Source organism: Ramlibacter alkalitolerans, assembly GCF_016722765.1.
Lineage (GTDB): Bacteria > Pseudomonadota > Gammaproteobacteria > Burkholderiales > Burkholderiaceae_C > Ramlibacter > Ramlibacter alkalitolerans.
Genome location: NZ_JAEQND010000016.1, coordinates 49,675 through 66,266 on the forward strand (window position 1 = coordinate 49,675; position 16,592 = coordinate 66,266).

The following is a 16,592-nucleotide window of genomic DNA, read 5'->3' on the forward strand; positions in this document are numbered from 1 at the left end:
CTCAGTCGCCCTGGAACACGGGCGTCTGCTTCGCCACGAAGGCGTGGTACGCGCGGCCGAAATCGCGCGTCTGCATGCAGATCGCCTGCGCCTCGGCTTCCGTTTCCAGCGCCTGCTCGATCGACTGGTTCCATTCCTGGTGCAGGCACTTCTTGGTCATGAAGTGCGCGAAGGCGGGACCGTTGGCGAGCGTCAGTGCCATCTCCCTCGCTTTGCCTTGCAGTGCGTCGGCCGGAACCAGTTCGTTGAAGTAGCCCCACGCGAGCCCTTCCTCCGCCGTCATCGCGCGGCCGGTGTAGAGCAGTTCGGAGGCGCGGCCATGGCCGATCAGCCGCGGCAGGATGGCACAGGCGCCCATGTCGCAGCCCGCCAGGCCGACCCGCACGAACAGGAAGGCCGTCTTCGTCTTCGTCGTGCCGTAGCGCAGGTCGCAGGCCATGGGCAGGATGGCGCCGGCGCCGGCGCTCACGCCGTCGACGGCCGCGATGATCGGCTGCGGGCACTGCCGCATCTCCTTGACCAGGCCGCCGGTCATGCGGGTGAAGGTGAGCAGGCCGTCCATGGGCAGTCCCACCAGCGGTCCGATGATGTCGTGCACGTCGCCGCCGGAGCAGAAGTTGCCGCCCTCGCCGGTGAGCACGACGACGCGCACGTCGTCGACGTACTGGAAGCGGTGGAAGGTGTCGCGCAACTCCGCGTAGCTGTCGAAGGTGAGCGGGTTCTTGCGCTCGGGGCGGTTGAGGGTGATGGTCGCGACGCGGTCGGCGACTTCGAGCTTGAAGTGCCGCGGGCGGAATTCAGAAGCCTTGAGTTTGTACATGGTGTCTCCTGGGATGGGTGGTGGTGCAGGTAGGCTGGTGGTGAGCTGCGCGAACCCCAGCGCTTGCGCGCAGCGCTGGGGTTCGCGCGCTGTCGCGGCTCACCACCAGCCTACGAATCGCGCCAGGGCGCCAGGGACTCACCCTGCGAGCGTCAAGCCCCCGCTCACGCTCAACACCTGCCCCGTGACGAATGCCGACTGGTCGCTGCAGAAGAACAGCACCGCATCGGCGATCTCCGAGGGCTGCGCCAGCCGCCGCATCGGCGTCGCCTTGACGAAGGCCTCCTGGTGCTTTTCCGGCACGGCCGCGAGCAGCGGGGTCGCGGTGGGTCCCGGGCAGACGCAGTTGACGTTGATGTTGTGGCGCGCCACCTCGCGCGCCAGGCTCTTGGTGAAGGCGATCGCGCCGCCCTTCGCGCCGGAATAGACGGTCTCGCCCAGGCTGCCGACGCGCCCCGCGTCGCTGGCCACCGTGACGATCTTGCCGCCCTGGCCCTGCTCGATCATCCCGCCCAGGAACGCATGCGAGACGGCGATCGGCCCCATCAGGTTCAGGTCGACCACCTTGCGCCAGAAGGCCGGCGTGTTCTCCAGGAAGGGCTGGATCTTCCCCCAGCCGGCGACGTTGGCGACGATGTCGACGTGCGCGGACAGCCGATAGGCCTCGACGCGGAACGCCGCGATCGAGTCGAGATCGGTGACGTCCATGCGCAGGTACTCCGCCTTGCCGCCCTGCGCGCGGATCTCGGCCGCCGCTTGCCTGCCGCCTTCGTCCGCGATGTCGGCCAGCAGCACGAAGGCGCCGGCCGCGGCGAGCTTGTGCGCCGTGGCCTGACCGATTCCCGATGCGGCGCCGGTGACGACCGCCGTTTTCCCCGCCAGTTGCATGAGCGTCTCCTCCAGACCGTGCGTGTGAATGAATGATCGTTCAGTCACTCGGCGGCGATCCTTGCGCCACGTCAAGGTCGCACTTGCGGCGCACCTAGGGATTGCCCGCGCACGCTCCCCGCGCGACAGGGCTTCCGGTCCAGCAGCGGCTGCGTGTCACGACCTCCTGCAGGCGCCCCCGCACGGGCGCGCAACTGGCTATATTGGCCCGGCACGACAAGGACCCCGACCGGGGAAGGTGCAGATGCTCCAGCTGTTTCGCGCGCGACCATGCGGTTCGTGATCTTCGGCCTCACGGTGAGCTCGTCCTGGGGCAACGGCCACGCGACGCTCTGGCGCGGCCTCTGGCGGGCGCTCGCGCGGCGCGGCCACCAGCTCGTCTTCTTCGAGCGCGACGTGCCCTGGTACGCCGGCGCGCGCGACCTGGTGGAGCTGCCCGGCGGCGAACTCGTGCTCTACCCCGACTGGGATGCGACCCGCGCGCGGGGCCGGCGCGAGCTCGCCGCTGCCGACGTCGCGATGGTCACCTCCTACTGTCCCGACGGCATTGCCGCCACCGAGTTGATGGTGGAGGCGTCGTCGACCGCGCTGCGCGTCTTCTACGACCTGGACACGCCGGTCACGCTGGAGACGCTCCAAGCCGGCCGCAGCGTTCCCTACATCGGCGCGCGCGGGCTGCGCGACTTCGGCCTCGTCCTCAGCTATACGGGCGGCGCCGCGCTGGGCCAGCTGCGCCTGCTGCTCGGCGCGCGCCAGGTGCACACGCTGTACGGCCACGTCGACCCGCAGGTACATTGCCGCGTGCCGGCGCGCGACAACTACCGCAGCGCGCTGTCCTATCTCGGCACGTACGCGGCCGACCGCCAGGCGGCGCTGCAGGACCTCCTGATCGAGCCGGCCAGGCTGCGCCCCGAGCGCACCTTCCTGATCGGCGGCGCGCAGTACCCGGCCGATTTCCCCTGGACGGACAACATCCGCTTCGTGCGCCACATGCCGCCTTCGGAGCATGCGGCCTTCTTCTCGTCCTCGCGCCTGACGCTGAGCGTCACGCGACAGGCGATGGCGCAGAACGGCCACTGCCCCTCCGGCCGGCTGTTCGAGGCCGCGGCCTGCGGCACGCCCGTGCTGAGCGACTGGTGGGAAGGCCTGGACGCCTTCCTCGCACCCGGGCGCGAGATCCTGGTCGCACGCAGCACGCAGGAGGCGCTGGCCGCGCTGGACCTGGAGGATGCGCAGCTCGCGCGCATCGCGCGGGACGCCCGCGACCGGGTGCTGGCCGAACACACGTCGGACCACCGCGCCGCCGAACTCGAGCGCCTGCTCGAAGACGCGCGCGCCCCCGCCGCGGCGGCCTGAGAACGACGACACAGGGAGCTTCGACCATGTGGGGCATCATTCCGGCCGCTGGCATGGGCACGCGGATCCAGCCGCTCGGCTTCTCCAAGGAACTGCTGCCGGTGGGCAGCAGCATGGACGGCGAAGTCGAGCGGCCGCGCGCCGTCAGCGAGTTCCTGGTCGAGCGCATGCTGCGCGCCGGCACGACCCGCATCTGCTTCGTCGTGGGGCCGGGCAAGTCGGACATCGTGCAGTACTACGGCTGCGGCCTGCGCTCCGCCGACATCTGCTACGTGGTGCAGCCGCAGGCCGGCGGGCTGTGCGATGCGATCTTCCGCGCCTGTCCGCTGATCCAGCCGCACGAGCCGGTGGTGGTGGGGCTGCCCGACACGATCTGGTTCCCCGAGGACGGCCTGGCGGCCCTGCCGGGCGATGCGCTGTCCTTCCTGCTCTTCCCCGTCGACCGGCCCCAGGCCTTCGATGCCGTCATCACCGACGAGAACGGCAAGGTGCAGGAGATCCAGGTCAAGCATCCGGACGCGAAGTCCAACTGGATCTGGGGCGCCTTCCGCATGCCGGGCGCCGTGCTGCACGAACTCCACGCGCTGTGGCAGGAACGCGAGCGCCGCGACGAATACATCGGCACCCTGGTCAATGCCTACATCCAGCGGGGCGGACGCGCCGTCGGCGTGCGGGCCGGCGAGGCGTATGTCGACGTCGGCACCGTGCACGGCTACCGGCAGGCCCTGACGCTGCTTGCCAGCCGCCAGCCGCGGCAGGAAGATGCCGGACCGCGGCCCACCACGATCTGCAGCCACGACGGCCAGCCGCTTTCGGTGGACAAGGGCGTCGAAGCCGTATCCGCCCCGTGGTCGCCCACCGCCTTGACCGCGCCGCACGGTGACGCGGGCACGCAGCGGCCCGTGACCCTTGCGCGCGCGCGCCGCCAGTTCACCCGCGGCGAGATCGAGGACGGCGTGCGCAGGCTCGGCGACTGGTTCCAGAACCTGGACCTGTACGGCGTGCGCACGGCGCCCGCGCACTTCCTGGGCGACTTCCCGATGATCAAGTGGAAGCGCTTCGCGCACGTGATCCCGCAAGACCTGGCGGGCAAGTCGGTGCTCGAGATCGGCTGCAACGCCGGCTTCTATTCCTTCGAGATGAAGAAGCGCGGCGCGAGCCGCGTGGTCGGCATCGACTTCGACGACTACTACCTGAACCAGGCGCGCTTCGCCGCCGAGGTGCTTGGTTTCGAGGACGTCGATTTCCGCCGCATGTCGGTGTACGACATCGGCGCGCTGGGCGAGAAGTTCGACATCGTGCTGTTCATGGGGCTCGTGTACCACCTGCGCCACCCCCTGCTGGCGCTGGACCTGGTCCACGAGCACGTCGCCGGCGACCTGCTGGTGTACCAGTCGCTGCAACGCGGCAGCCCCGAGATGGAGCCGCTGCGCGAGGACTACGACTTCTGGCAGACCGACATCTTCGAGCGGCCCGGCTACCCCCGGCTGCACTTCATCGAGAAGAAGTATTCGCACGACGAGACCAACTGGTGGGTGCCCAATGCGGCCTGCAGTGCGGCCATGTTGCGCAGCGCCGGCTTCCAGATCGTCGCCCACCCCGAAGAGGAAGTGTTCCTGTGCAAGCGCGTCGACGTGCCGCCGGGGCCGGACGGTCCGCGCGCCGTGTATCCCGCCGCGGGGGCCGGGGGCTGAGACCATGACCATCGTCACCCAGGCCAGCGATGCGGGCGCGGCGCTGATCGCCGCGCTCGCCGCCCCCGAAGCGCAGGCGCCCGCCTCGCTGCCGCGCACCATGGTCGTCGGTGCGCACCCCGACGACGAGACGGCCTTCGCCGGCTTTCGCCTCGCCCGCCTGGCCAGCGCGCAATTCGTCTGCGTCACCGACGGTTCGCCGCGCGACGGCCTGGACGCCGCGCGCTACAACCTGACGCCGGACGAATACGCCCATGCGCGTGCCGGCGAACTGCAGGACGTGCTCGGCTCCTGCGGGATTCCCGCCGACCACATCCGCATCCTGGGCTACACCGACCAGGAAGCGGCGCTGCACCTGGCCGGGATCGCGCGCCTGCTCACGGCCCTGCTGCAGCAGCATGCGATCGAGGCCGTGCTCACGCACCCCTACGAGGGCGGCCACCCGGACCACGATGCCACCGCCTTCGCCGTGCACGCGGCCGCCCGCCTGCTGGCGCAGCAGGGGCGCCGCACGCCGGCGGTCGTGGAGATGGCCTGCTACCACGCAGGCCAGGAGGGCTTTCGCGCCGGCACCTTCGTGGGCGTCGGCCCCGAGGACACGGTGCTGCACCTGACGCCGGAGGAACAGGAACGCAAGCGCGCCCTGCTCGATCGCTTCGCCACGCAGCGCCACACCCTGCCCTACCTGCCCGTCGCGGTGGAGTGCTACCGGCGCGCCGCAGGCTACGACTTCCTGCAGCCGCCGCACGCAGGGCCCTTGCACTACGAGCGCCAGCCCTGGGGCATGACGGGCGAGCGCTTCCGCTCGCTCGCGGCGCAGGCGCTGCAGGAACTGGGACTGGAGCGCACGGCGTGAGCTTCACCGTCCTCAATGTCGCCTATCCCTTCGCCGCAGTGGGCCCGGACGCGGTCGGCGGCGCCGAGCAGGTGCTGTCGCAGCTCGATGCGGCACTGGTCCGGGCGGGGCACCGCTCCATCGTCGTGGCCGCCGAAGGTTCGCGCGTGCAGGGCACGCTGCAGGCCGTGCCGGCGATCCCGGGCCCCATAGCCGACGCGCAGCGCAGCATCGCCTGGGCGGAACACCGGCGCGCCATCCGCGCGGCCGTCGCCCGCCATGCGCCGGACGTGATCCACCTGCACGGCGTCGATTTCGCGGCCTACCTGCCGCCGCCCGGTGCGGCGCCGCTCCTGGCCACGCTGCACCTGCCGCCTTCCTGGTACCCGGCGGAAATCTTCTCCTTGCCGCGGGAGGACGTGCACCTGCACTGCGTCTCGCACGCGCAGCACGCGGCCTGCCCGCCAGGCGCGCGCCTGCTGCCACCCGTTCCCAACGGCGTGCCGGTGCAGGCCCTCGACTGCCGCGTGCACAAGCGGCGCTACGCGATCGCGCTGGGCCGCATCTGCCCGGAGAAGAACCTGCACGTCGCGCTGGAGGCCGGAAGGCTGGCGAACTTCCCGGTGCTGCTGGGCGGCGCGGTCTTTCCCTACCAGGCGCACCAGCAGTACTACTGGGAGCACATCACGCCGCGGCTCGATCGGGAACGCCTGTTCCTCGGTCCCCTGGATTTCGCCCGCAAGCGGCGACTGCTGGCGGGCGCGCGCTGCCTGCTCCTGCCCACGCTCGCGCCGGAGACCAGCTCCCTGGTCGCGATGGAGGCGCTCGCCTGCGGCACGCCGGTGGTGGCGTACCCGAGCGGCGCGATTCCCGAGATGGTGGACCCGGGCGTGACGGGATTCCTGGTGCGCGACGCCGCGGAAATGGCAGCCGCGATCGCGGCCTGCGCGCAGCTCGATCCCGAGCGCTGCCGCGCGGTGGCGCGCGAACGCTTCACGCTGGAACGCATGGTCGCCCGCTACTTCGATGTGTACCGACAGCTCGCCCGCCGCACGCAGCACGACGTCGCCGCCGACGCGACCCGCTGAAGCGCGCGCGCAGGCGATCGCGTCGCCGGCCGCGCTGGAGCGGCTGCGCGCCGAGTGGGAGGCGCTGTGGGCGCAAGTCCCGGACGCCACGCCGTTCCAGCATCCCGCCTGGTTGCTGCCCTGGTGGCGGCACATCGCCCGCGGCACCCTCGCGGCGACTGCCGTGCGCTCACCGGCGGGCGAACTGGTCGCCCTCGCGCCGCTGTACGTCTACCCCGATGGCGAGCGGCGGCAGCTGTTTCCGCTGGGCATCGCGACGAGCGACGACCTCACCGTGCTGGTGCGGCCCGGATGGGAGGCGCAGGCCTTGTGCTGCATCGCCGCGCAGCTCGCTGCGCGCGCGGACTTCGATGCCATCGCATGCCCGCAGCAGCGCGCCGGCTCGCTGGTGCTCGATCTGCCCTGCCCCCCGGGATGGCAGCAGGAGATCCGCGCCTGCGAGCCGCACCCCGTGCTCGACCTGCGCGCTGCGCAGGCGATGCCCAAGGCGATGCGCGACAACGTGCGCCATTGCCGCAGCCGCGGCGAGCGCGCCGGCACGGTCACCTGCGAGACGGCCGGCGCGCAGCACATCGAGGAGTTCCTGGCCGCGCTCGAGCGGCTGCACGCGCAGCGCTGGGCTGGCCGCGGCGAGTCGGGCGTATTGCAGGATGCGCGCGTGCGGGCAATGCACCGCGAAGCCGCGCCGCAACTGCAGGCCGCGGGGCTGCTGCGGCTCCAGGCCTTGCGCGTGGACGGCCGGATCGTGGCCGTGCTGTACTGCCTCGCGCACGGGCGGCGCTGGCAGTATTACCTCGGCGGCTTCGATCCCGCGCAGGCGGCGATCAGCCCCGGCACGCTGCTGGTTGCGCACGCGATCGCGCAGGCGCGCGCGGAAGGCGCGACGGCCTTCGATTTCCTGCGCGGGCAGGAGGCGTACAAGTACCGGTGGGGGGCAGTGGACGAGGCGAGGTTCGCGTTGCGCCGGTGGCGTTCGTAGGCTGGCGGTGACGCGCGAAGCGCCGGAACCCCAGCGATGCGCGAAGCGCCGCCACCGAAGCGATCCGCGAAGCGCTGGGGTTCGCGCTTCGCGGCTCACCACCAGCCTACATCCGACAAGCAATCATTCCACCCGCGCATCCGGCTTCACCTCCCGCAGCAACGCCAGCATCGTCGCCTCGATCCGCTCCATCGCCTCGCGGGTGTCGCCCTCGAACCGCAGCGTCAGCACCGGCGTGGTGTTGGACGCCCGCACCAGGCCGAAACCATCGGGCCAGTCCACCCGCAGGCCGTCGATGGTGGACACCTGGGCCTCCGGAAAGCGTGCCCGCTCCACCAGTTGCGCGGCGATGCGGTGCGCCTCGCCCTCCGCACAGGGCACGTGCAGTTCCGGCGTCGCCACGCTGGAAGGCAGCGCCTCCAGCACGGCGTTGGCATCCGGATGGCGCGACAGGATCTCCAGCAGCCGGCAGCCGCCGTAGGTGGCGTCGTCGAAGCCGTACCAGCGCTCGCCGAACACGATGTGCCCGCTCATCTCGCCAGCCAGCGGGGCACCCAGTTCCTGCATGCGCGCCTTCAGCAGCGGATAGCCGCTGCGGTACATCACCGGCTGCCCGCCCGCCGCGGCGATGGCCGGGGCCAGCCGCTGCGTGCACTTGACGTCGAACACGATGGACGCGCCCGGCACGCGCGTGAGCACGTCCTGCGCGAGCAGCATCAGCTGCCGGTCCGGGAAGATCATCCTGCCGCTGCGCGTGACGACGCCCAGGCGGTCGCCGTCGCCATCGAGCGCCAAGCCCAGTTCGGCGCCGCTGTCGCGCACCGCGGCGACCAGGTCCTGCAGGTTCTCCGGCCGGCTCGGGTCGGGATGGTGGTTCGGGAAGTTGCCGTCCACCTCCGCATGGAGTTCGATCACCTCGCAGCCGACGGCCCGGAACACCGCGGGCGAGGTCGCGCCGGGCACGCCGTTGCCGCAATCGAGCACGATCTTCATCCTCCGCGCCAGCCGGATGTCGCCGGCGATGCGCTCGCGGTACGCCTCGAAGACGTCGGCCCGCCGGACCGTCCCGGGCTGCGCCGCCGGCGGTGCGGCCTCGTCCTCGATCGTGCGGCGCAGCTGCTGCAGTTCCTCGCCGCAGACGGCGCGGCCCTGCAGCATCAGCTTGAAGCCGTTGTGGTCGCGCGGGTTGTGGCTGGCGGTCACCTGCACGCCGACGCGGGCGATGGTGCTGGCGGCGAAGTACAGCATGGGGGTGCTGGCCATGCCGATGTCGATCACGCCGATGCCGCTGGCCGCGAGGCCGCGCACCAGGGCCGCGTGCAAGGCGGGCCCGCTCAGCCGACCGTCCCGCGCCGCCACCACGGTGGACTCGCCATGCGCCTGCGCCAGCGCGCCGTAGGCCCGGCCGAGCGCTTCGGCAAGCTCCGCATCGAGGCTGGTGGGGACCACGCCCCGGATGTCGTAGGCCTTGAACAGGCCGGCAGGGATGCGCATGGGGTCCTTCCTGGGGCCGCGCCATTCTAGGCAGGTCCCGCCCTTGCTCCGGGGAGCGCGCAGCCTCAGTCGGGCCTGCGCATGTGCGCTTTCTCGACCACCGGCCCCCAGGTGGCCAGCTCGGACTTCAGGAGCGCGCGGAATTCGTCGGCCGAAGTGGCCGCGGGCTCCATGGAGCGCTTGCGCAAGGCCTCCATGACCGCCGGCTTGTGCAAGGCAGCCGCGATCGCGCCGGAGAGTTTCGCCGCCACCGCGGGCGGCAGCCTGGCCGGGGCGAAGAAGCCCGCCCAGCCCGTGACGACGACACCGGGCAGCGGGTCGGCGATGGCCTGCACCGAGGGGAAGCCGGCAACGCGCGTCGCGTCGGCCACGGCGATGATCCGCAGCTTGTCCTGGTGGGGGGCAACGGTGGCCAGCGGCGTGATGACCATGCCGACCTTGCCGGCCAGCAGGTCCTCGATCGCGGCGGCAGACCCGGCATAGGGTGCGTGCGCCAGGGGGGCGCCGGTGCGCTGCTTCAGCAGCTCGCCGATCAGTTGCTGCGGCGAGCCCTCGCCCATGGTGCCGAAGGACAGGCCGCCCGGCCGCGTCCTCGCCACCTGCAGCAGGCCGGGCAGGTCCGTCACGGGCACGACGGCCGGGTTGACGGCGATCGCCATCGTGGTGCGCACGGCCAGGGTCAGGGGGGTAAAGTCGTTCACCGGGTCGTAGGCGACCTTCTTCTTCATCAGGGGGATCGTGACGTGCGTCGCCTCGACGCCCAGGCCGATGGTGTAGCCGTCCGCCGGCGCCTGCGCCAGGCTGCCGGTGCCCACCAGGCCGGTGGCCCCGGGACGGTGTTCGATCTCCACCGGCTGCGCGAGGATGGCCTTCAGTTCGTCCGCCACGACGCGGGCCAGGACATCGGCGGCGGTGCCCGGCGCGAAGGGAACGATGATGCGGATCGGCTGGCGCGGGAAGTCCTGCGCGCGCGGCGCTCCCGCCGCGAGCGCGAGGACCATTGCCAGCAACCACAGGACCCGCTTCATTTCGCCCTCTCCAGATTCGTTGCTGAAAATCTAGCCGCAGGCGGAGTGGCTGTCTGCAGGCGAAAGCATTCATCGCCGCAGATCGCGACCTTGGTTCCGCGGCGCCGGAACTTTCGTTCCTCCGCGCCGGAAAACTGTCGCCCAGGCCCGTGAATCAGTGCACCTGGCCGTCGAAGATCGCCTGCAGCCCCTCGAGGTCCAGGATCTTGACGTGCTTCTTGTCCACCTTCAGCAGGCCCTGCTGCTGGAAGGCAGTGAAGGTGCGGCTCACGGTCTCGAGCTTCATCCCGAGGTAGCTGCCGATGTCCACGCGCATCATGCGCAGGTGGAATTCGGTGGCGGAGTAGCCGCGGGCCTTCAGGCGCTGGCTGACATTGAGCAGGAAGGCGGCCAGGCGCTGTTCCGCGTTCATGCTGCCCAGGAGCATCATCAGGCCGTGCTCGCGCACGATCTCGCGGCTCATCATGCGCGACATCGCGATGTGCAGGTCGGGGCTGACGGTGGCCAGCTCCGTCAGGTGCGCGTAGGGGATGGCGCAGATCTCGGTGTCTTCCAGCGCGATGGCGCTGCTGGCGTGCTTGCCGGAGGCCAGGCCGTCGAGGCCCAGGAGTTCGCCGGCGATCTGGAAGCCGGTGACCTGCTCGCGGCCGTCCTTCAGGTTCAGCGTGGACTTGAACGTGCCGCTGCGCACCGCGTAGACGAACTGGAAGCGGTCGCCCTCGTGGTACAGCGCCTCGCCTTCCTTCACGCGGCGGCGGGCGAACTTCAGGCCGTCGAGCCGCTGAACGTCGCTGCCCGTCAGGCCGCAGGGCAGGCACAGGTCCTTGAGGTGGCAGGTCGAGCACAGGGTCGACACGGCGGCGGGAGCGGACGGCGTGCGCAGCGCGGTCTCGCGCGGGACGAAGCGGACCGGGGCGGCGGGGGCGGTTTGCATGGCGGCGTTCATGGAAGTTCCTGCGGCGGTTCGTGGTTCAGTGGACGGTGCTGGCGCCGGCGCTGGCGACGGCCTGCGGCAGCTGGTCGAATTCGGTGCTCTTGTCGACGAAGCCGGCCGCGCCTTCCTTCAGGTAGCGGCTGCGATAGACGTTCGTGGAGTTGTTGCTGAAGACCACGAAGGCGACCTTGGGGTCGGCCTGGCGCACGGCCTTCAGGACCTGCATGCCCGTGCCGCCTTCCAGCTGGATGTCCAGCACGACGACGTCGGGGTGCAGGGAGAGGATCTGGTCGATCGCACCTTCGGGCGTGGCGGCCTCGCCGACCACGTCCATCCGGGCGCGGGCGAAGACGCCGTGCAGCCGTTCGCGGATGGGAGCGGAGTCCTCGGCGAGGAAAACCTTCAGGGATGCGTTGCTGGTGGACATGCATGAATGATGCGGTCCACCGCGTTTTTCACCCATCGGCGCCCACTGAATGGGGGCCTAGTCCACGTCTGAATCGCGCCCGGGGCAGGCGCCGAGGCGGACTCGGACTTTTCCGAGGCCGGGGCAGGCGAGGCTCGGCAGTTGCGCGCGGCCGGCGAGGCCGCGGCGCCCGGTCAGGGCTTCAGCGCAGGCCCAGAGTCACCGCCGGCACGGCCGGCTTGCGCACCATCAGCAGGTCGCAGCCGCGCAGTTGCTCGCTGGTGCCGATGGTCACCGATTCGTAGCCCATGTCGGCAAGGTCGCTCTCGATGCGGCGGACGCCGTCGGCACCGCGCATGATGATGCGGGCGTAGACGTGGAACGACTCGTCGCAGACCCCGATTTCGAAATCCTGGTCGAATTCGTCTTCGGTGTGGGAGCCAGCGCTGGTCATGGAAAGCTTCCTGATCGGTGGGGATGGCTCAGTATCCGAAGCACGCCGTCCATCGAGGGTAGGACGCGGTCCTACATGGGGGTAGGCGTGCGGCGACCGCGGCAGGGACGGATCGGCTGGGCTCAGGCTGCCACCGCCGCGCCGGTACGGATCTTCTCCGAGCCGTCGCGCTCGTAGGTGCCGATCAGGATGCCGCTGGCGAGGCCGCGCTCCTCGATCGCCTTGAGCACGTCGGAGCGCCCCGGCTTGTCCGGGAAAGGGTCGCCGGCGGCCAGGGCGAAGAGCTGGAACGCATAGCGGTGCGTGCCGTGGCCGGTGGGCGGGTCCGGCGGCAGCCAGCCGGAGCGCAGGTAGGAGTTGCGGCCCGCGTGGGCGCCGCTGCCGTCGTGCTTCGGGCTGTTCAGTTCGCCTTCGTGCAGGGCGCCGTCGGCGGCGGGCAGATCGACCACGATCGCATGCACCAGGGGCTCGGGCGTGGGCGCGTCGGCGTCCTCCACGATCAGCACCACGCTGGCAGCCGCGGGCGGCACGTCGTTCCAGTGCAGGGGCGGCGACACGCCCTCGCCATCGGCCGTGTAGCGCGCCGGGATGGGCGCATGGTCGGCGAAGGCGAGGCTGCCGAGCTTGAGCGAGCCGTGGCCCGCGCGCATCCCGCAGCGATTGAAGACCAGCTTGTCCATGCCGGCGCGGGCATCGCGCAAGGCATGGCCGAGGGGCTCCGGCAGTTTCTCCAGCATGCAAGGCTCCAGGAAATGAACCCGAGCGTAGGCGCTCGCCCGCCCTGTCGGCTGGCGCCCGGCGCCGACGCGGCGTGTCGGACGCGTCCTGCGTCCCCGCCTGCGGCGCCCTGCCTAGAGTGGCGGGCTTCGCAGGACGGCCCATGCACTCCCTCCACCTGAACGTCAACGGCACCGAGCACCGGCTCGAACTCGATGAACGCACCACCCTGCTCGACGCCCTGCGCGAGCACCTGGGCCTGACCGGCACCAAGAAGGGCTGCGACCACGGCCAGTGCGGTGCCTGCACCGTGCTGGTGGAAGGTCGCCGCATCAATGCGTGCCTGAGCCTGGCGGTGATGCATGACGGCGACGCGGTCACCACCATCGAAGGCCTGGCCGAAGGCGAGCGCCTGCACCCGCTGCAGGCCGCCTTCGTGGCGCGCGACGGACTGCAGTGCGGCTACTGCACGCCGGGCCAGATCTGCTCGGCGCTGGGCATGCTGCGCGAGCTGCGGGCCGGCATGCCCAGCCACGTCACGCAGGACCTTCTGGCCGCGCCGGAACTGGCCGACCAGGAGATCCGCGAGCGCATGAGCGGCAACCTGTGCCGCTGCAGCTGCTATCCCAACATCGTGGCGGCGATCCGCGACGCCGCGCAGGACGTGCGATGAAGGCCTTCAGCTACGAACGCGTGGACAGCGCCGAGGCCGCGGCGCGGGCGGTGGTGGAGCGCCCGGGCGCGAAGTTCATCGCCGGCGGCACCAACCTGCTGGACCTGATGAAGATCCAGGTCGAGGCACCGGCCCACCTGGTCGACGTCAATCGCGTCCCCGACCTGGCTCGCATCGAGCAGACGCCCGCCGGCGGGCTGCGCATCGGCACGCTGGTGCGCAACAGCGATCTCGCCGCCGACGCCCGCGTGCGAGAGCACTATCCGGTGCTCGCCCGGGCGCTGCTCGCGGGCGCCTCGGCGCAGTTGCGCAACAAGGCCACCACGGGCGGCAACCTGCTGCAGCGTACCCGCTGCTACTACTTCTACGATCCGGCGCGGCCCTGCAACAAGCGTGCGCCCGGCAGCGGCTGTTCGGCGCGCGGCGGCTTCAACCGCAATGCCGCGGTGCTCGGCGCGAGCGAGGACTGCATCGCCACGCATCCGTCCGACATGGCGGTGGCCCTGCGCGCGCTCGATGCGCAGGTCGAGACCGTCTCGGCGCAGGGCGGCCGGCGCGTGATCCCGATCGCCGATTTCCATCGGCTGCCCGAAGATCGCCCGCAGCAGGACACGAACCTGCGGGCCGACGAATTCATCACCGCGGTGGAATTGCCACCCCCGCTGCCCGGCGTGCACCTGTACCGCAAGGTGCGCGACCGCGCCTCCTATGCCTTCGCGCTGGTTTCGCTGGCTGCGGTGATCGAACTGCGCGAGGGTGCCGTCGCCTCGGCCCGGCTCGCCTTCGGCGGGCTGGCGCACAAGCCCTGGCGCGTCGAGGCGGCGGAAGCCCTGCTGCGGGGTGCGGGCGATCCGCGCGAGCGCGTCGAGGCCGCCGCCGATGCCGTGCTCCAGGGCGCGCGGGGCCAGGGCCACAACGATTTCAAGATCCCGCTGGCGCGCCGCGTGCTGGCCGGCGTGGTTGCCGAGGCCCTGGGCCGCTGAAGGAGCACGCATGGACATGAACCAGCCGGCGCCGCCCAATGCGCTGGACGAGAACGCCCACGGATGGATCGGCAAGGACCTCGACCGGGTCGACGGCCGCCTCAAGGCGACCGGCACCGCGCCTTATGCCTACGAAGTGAAGGAAGCCGGGCCGGCCGCGTATGGCTGGATCGTCGAAGCCACGATCGGCAAGGGCCGCGTGCGCGAGGTCGATACCGGCGAGGCCGAGCGCATGCCCGGCGTGCTGCTGGTGCTGACGCACCGCAACGCGCCGCAACAGGCCGGCTTCACGCTCGAGGCCCAGGACCGCTTCTCGCGGCCCTGGCCCGAACTCGACGACGACGAAGTGGCGTACTACGGCGAGCCGGTCGCCTTCGTGGTGGCCGAGATGCTGGAGCAGGCCCGCGCGGCGGCACTCGCGGTGCGCGTCACCTACGAGCCCGCCGAGGCCGCCTTCGACCTGCATGCGCAACTCGATGCGCTGGAGAAGCCGGACGACGAGGGCAAGCCCGACTCCGCGCTCGGCGATTTCGACACCGCCTTCGCCGCCGCGGACGTGCGCATCGATGCGACCTACACCACGCCCTTCCACATCCACGCCCAGATGGAGCCGCACGCGGCGCTGGCCTGGTGGGAGGACGAGCGCCTGGTGGTGCACTGCTCCACCCAGATGCTGGAAAGCGCGCAGCGGCGCGTGGCCGCGACCTTGCAGCTGCCGCTGGAGAAGGTGCGCATGGTCAGCCGCTACATCGGGGGCGGCTTCGGCGGCAAGCTGCCGGTGTGGAGCGACGTCGTCCTGTCGGCGCTGGCCGCGCGTGAACTGCAACGCCCGGTGAAGACGGCAATGACGCGCCAGCAGATGTTCCACCTCACGTCGCACCGCACCGCGACGATCCAGCGGCTGCGGCTGGGCGCCGGTCGCGACGGCGTGCTGCAGGCCATCGGCCACGAGGCGTATTCGCACAGCGCCCGCTTCGACGACTTCTTCGAGACCGCTGCCAACCAGACCCGCTCGCTCTATGCCGCACCGCACCGCATGACGCGCCACCGCGTCGCCCGGCTGGACCTGCCGCTGGCGGATTCGTGCCGTGCCCCGGGCGAGGCGGTGGGCATGCTGGCGCTCGAATGCGCCATGGACGAACTGGCGCACGCTCTCGGGCTCGATCCCGTCGAACTGCGCCTGCGCAACGAGCCGAAGGAGGACCCGGAGAAGCACGTGCCCTACTCCACCCGCCAGCTGGTGCAGTGCCTGCGCGAGGGCGCGCGCCGCTTCGGCTGGGACCGGCGCAATCCGCAGCCCGGCGCCGTGCGCGAAGGCCGCTGGCGCATCGGCCTCGGGATGTGCGCCACCACCCGCAGCAACATGCTGCGCGAGGGCAAGTGCCACGTGCGCCTCGACGAGAGCGGCACGCTGCACGCCCGCATGGCCATGACCGACATCGGCACCGGGACCTACACCGTGCTCACGCAGATCGCGGCGGAGATGCTGGGCCTGCCGCCGGAACGCGTGCGCATCGCGCTGGGCGACAGCGATTTCCCGCCCACACCGGGCTCCGGCGGCTCCTTCGGTGCGGCCACTTCCGGCTCGGCCCTGTACGACGCCTGCGAGAAGCTGCGCGCGAAGCTCGCGCACAGCGCCGGGATCGATCCCGCGCAGGCGCGCTTCGGCGACGGCCGCATCACGGGGGGCGGCAAGACGGCAACCCTCGCGGTGCTGGCGCGCGACGGCGGCGTCGAGGCCGACGGCGAGATCGAGCCCGGCGAGATGGCGCAGAAGTATTCGCACCAGGCCTACGGCGCGCAGTTCGCCGAAGTGGCCGTGGACGGCGACAGCGGCGAGGTGCGGCTGCGGCGGCTGCTGGGGGTGTTTGCCGCCGGCCGCATCCTCAACCCCAAGACGGCGCGCTCCCAGGTGCTGGGCGGCATGGTCTGGGGCGTGGGCAACGCCCTGCACGAAGAAGCGGTGCTGGACACGCGCCACGGCTTCTTCGCCAACCACGACCTGGCGGAGTACCACGTGGCGGCGCACGCCGACATCCCGGAGATCGAGGTCGTCTTCCTGCCCGAGATCGACGACAAGGCCAATCCGCTGAAGATCAAGGGCATCGGCGAGCTGGGCATCTGTGGCGCCGGCGCCGCCGTGGCCAATGCGATCTTCAATGCCACCGGCGTGCGGGTGCGCGACTATCCGATCACGCTCGACAAGATCCTCGCGGGACTCGAGCCGTAGCAGTCTGCGGCCT

General features: G+C 71.1%; 16 protein-coding genes. 8 read left to right on the forward strand and 8 right to left on the reverse strand.

Features of this window, described 5'->3' with window-relative positions:
• Position 1 precedes the first annotated feature (1 nt).
• Entirely contained in the window at positions 2 to 820 is an 819-nt protein-coding gene (locus JI746_RS24020) for an enoyl-CoA hydratase family protein (protein ID WP_201692826.1), read from the reverse strand.
• 138 nt (positions 821 to 958) lie between these two features.
• The gene (locus JI746_RS24025) at positions 959 to 1,708 is read right to left on the reverse strand and encodes an SDR family NAD(P)-dependent oxidoreductase (protein WP_201692827.1); all 750 of its coding nucleotides are present in this window, start codon (positions 1,706 to 1,708) and stop codon (positions 959 to 961) included.
• 279 nt (positions 1,709 to 1,987) lie between these two features.
• Between JI746_RS24025 and JI746_RS28275 the strand changes: the two genes are divergently transcribed.
• Genes JI746_RS28275 through JI746_RS24050 form a run of 5 tightly spaced genes read left to right on the forward strand, consistent with a single transcriptional unit; the run spans position 1,988 to position 7,660 of the window.
• On the forward strand, positions 1,988 to 3,064 hold the full coding sequence (locus JI746_RS28275; protein ID WP_201692828.1) for a CgeB family protein: 1,077 nt from the start codon (positions 1,988 to 1,990) through the stop codon (positions 3,062 to 3,064).
• Positions 3,065 to 3,090: 26 nt separating this feature from the next.
• Positions 3,091 to 4,758, forward strand: coding sequence for a TIGR04290 family methyltransferase (locus JI746_RS24035; protein WP_201692829.1), 1,668 nt, complete (start codon positions 3,091 to 3,093; stop codon positions 4,756 to 4,758).
• A 4-nt stretch (positions 4,759 to 4,762) separates the two neighbouring features.
• Positions 4,763 to 5,614 (forward strand): PIG-L deacetylase family protein, encoded by an 852-nt coding sequence (locus tag JI746_RS24040; RefSeq protein ID WP_201692830.1) that lies wholly within the window; start codon positions 4,763 to 4,765, stop codon positions 5,612 to 5,614.
• A complete protein-coding gene (locus JI746_RS24045) occupies positions 5,611 to 6,681 on the forward strand; it encodes a glycosyltransferase (RefSeq protein WP_201692831.1) in 1,071 nt (356 codons plus the stop codon). Before JI746_RS24040 ends, JI746_RS24045 begins: the two co-directional genes overlap by 4 nt.
• A complete protein-coding gene (locus tag JI746_RS24050; protein WP_201692832.1) occupies positions 6,620 to 7,660 on the forward strand; it encodes a GNAT family N-acetyltransferase in 1,041 nt (346 codons plus the stop codon). The genes JI746_RS24045 and JI746_RS24050 overlap by 62 nt, the downstream gene beginning before the upstream one ends.
• 123 nt (positions 7,661 to 7,783) lie before the next feature.
• On the opposite strand, the gene JI746_RS24055 is transcribed toward JI746_RS24050, so the two are convergent.
• From JI746_RS24055 to JI746_RS24080, 6 genes are all read right to left on the reverse strand, one after another.
• Complete coding sequence (locus JI746_RS24055; RefSeq protein ID WP_201692833.1) at positions 7,784 to 9,154, reverse strand: phosphomannomutase/phosphoglucomutase; 1,371 nt, start codon at positions 9,152 to 9,154, stop codon at positions 7,784 to 7,786.
• Between the two features lie 65 nt (positions 9,155 to 9,219).
• Complete coding sequence (locus JI746_RS24060; protein WP_201692834.1) at positions 9,220 to 10,182, reverse strand: Bug family tripartite tricarboxylate transporter substrate binding protein; 963 nt, start codon at positions 10,180 to 10,182, stop codon at positions 9,220 to 9,222.
• Positions 10,183 to 10,336: 154 nt separating this feature from the next.
• The gene (locus tag JI746_RS24065; RefSeq protein ID WP_201692835.1) at positions 10,337 to 11,116 is read right to left on the reverse strand and encodes a helix-turn-helix domain-containing protein; all 780 of its coding nucleotides are present in this window, start codon (positions 11,114 to 11,116) and stop codon (positions 10,337 to 10,339) included.
• Positions 11,117 to 11,153: 37 nt separating this feature from the next.
• The gene (locus tag JI746_RS24070; protein ID WP_201692836.1) at positions 11,154 to 11,543 is read right to left on the reverse strand and encodes a response regulator; all 390 of its coding nucleotides are present in this window, start codon (positions 11,541 to 11,543) and stop codon (positions 11,154 to 11,156) included.
• A gap of 181 nt (positions 11,544 to 11,724) precedes the next feature.
• A complete protein-coding gene (locus JI746_RS24075; protein WP_201692837.1) occupies positions 11,725 to 11,976 on the reverse strand; it encodes a hypothetical protein in 252 nt (83 codons plus the stop codon).
• Between the two features lie 122 nt (positions 11,977 to 12,098).
• A complete protein-coding gene (locus JI746_RS24080) occupies positions 12,099 to 12,713 on the reverse strand; it encodes a YbhB/YbcL family Raf kinase inhibitor-like protein (RefSeq protein ID WP_201692838.1) in 615 nt (204 codons plus the stop codon).
• Positions 12,714 to 12,757: 44 nt separating this feature from the next.
• Between JI746_RS24080 and JI746_RS24085 the strand changes: the two genes are divergently transcribed.
• The 3 genes from JI746_RS24085 to JI746_RS24095 are packed head-to-tail and all read left to right on the forward strand — an operon-like array spanning position 12,758 to position 16,579.
• Positions 12,758 to 13,366 carry a 2Fe-2S iron-sulfur cluster-binding protein gene (locus tag JI746_RS24085; RefSeq protein ID WP_236600101.1) on the forward strand — a complete coding sequence of 203 codons (609 nt, stop codon included), beginning with the start codon at positions 12,758 to 12,760 and terminating at the stop codon, positions 13,364 to 13,366.
• The gene (locus JI746_RS24090) at positions 13,363 to 14,349 is read left to right on the forward strand and encodes an FAD binding domain-containing protein (RefSeq protein WP_201692840.1); all 987 of its coding nucleotides are present in this window, start codon (positions 13,363 to 13,365) and stop codon (positions 14,347 to 14,349) included. Before JI746_RS24085 ends, JI746_RS24090 begins: the two co-directional genes overlap by 4 nt.
• A gap of 10 nt (positions 14,350 to 14,359) precedes the next feature.
• Entirely contained in the window at positions 14,360 to 16,579 is a 2,220-nt protein-coding gene (locus JI746_RS24095) for a xanthine dehydrogenase family protein molybdopterin-binding subunit (RefSeq protein ID WP_201692841.1), read from the forward strand.
• Positions 16,580 to 16,592 lie beyond the last annotated feature (13 nt).

Bases quoted from the DNA above. Each gene is read 5' to 3' on its own strand.
- JI746_RS24020 (WP_201692826.1), bottom strand. From the start codon at position 820: ATGTACAAACTCAAGGCTTCTGAATTCCGCCCGCGGCACTTCAAGCTC.
- JI746_RS24025 (WP_201692827.1), bottom strand. From the start codon at position 1,708: ATGCAACTGGCGGGGAAAACGGCGGTCGTCACCGGCGCCGCATCGGGA.
- JI746_RS24035 (WP_201692829.1), top strand. From the start codon at position 3,091: ATGTGGGGCATCATTCCGGCCGCTGGCATGGGCACGCGGATCCAGCCG.
- JI746_RS24040 (WP_201692830.1), top strand. From the start codon at position 4,763: ATGACCATCGTCACCCAGGCCAGCGATGCGGGCGCGGCGCTGATCGCC.
- JI746_RS24050 (WP_201692832.1), top strand. From the start codon at position 6,620: ATGTGTACCGACAGCTCGCCCGCCGCACGCAGCACGACGTCGCCGCCG.
- JI746_RS24055 (WP_201692833.1), bottom strand. From the start codon at position 9,154: ATGCGCATCCCTGCCGGCCTGTTCAAGGCCTACGACATCCGGGGCGTG.
- JI746_RS24060 (WP_201692834.1), bottom strand. From the start codon at position 10,182: ATGAAGCGGGTCCTGTGGTTGCTGGCAATGGTCCTCGCGCTCGCGGCG.
- JI746_RS24065 (WP_201692835.1), bottom strand. From the start codon at position 11,116: ATGCAAACCGCCCCCGCCGCCCCGGTCCGCTTCGTCCCGCGCGAGACC.
- JI746_RS24070 (WP_201692836.1), bottom strand. From the start codon at position 11,543: ATGTCCACCAGCAACGCATCCCTGAAGGTTTTCCTCGCCGAGGACTCC.
- JI746_RS24075 (WP_201692837.1), bottom strand. From the start codon at position 11,976: ATGACCAGCGCTGGCTCCCACACCGAAGACGAATTCGACCAGGATTTC.
- JI746_RS24080 (WP_201692838.1), bottom strand. From the start codon at position 12,713: ATGCTGGAGAAACTGCCGGAGCCCCTCGGCCATGCCTTGCGCGATGCC.
- JI746_RS24090 (WP_201692840.1), top strand. From the start codon at position 13,363: ATGAAGGCCTTCAGCTACGAACGCGTGGACAGCGCCGAGGCCGCGGCG.
- JI746_RS24095 (WP_201692841.1), top strand. From the start codon at position 14,360: ATGGACATGAACCAGCCGGCGCCGCCCAATGCGCTGGACGAGAACGCC.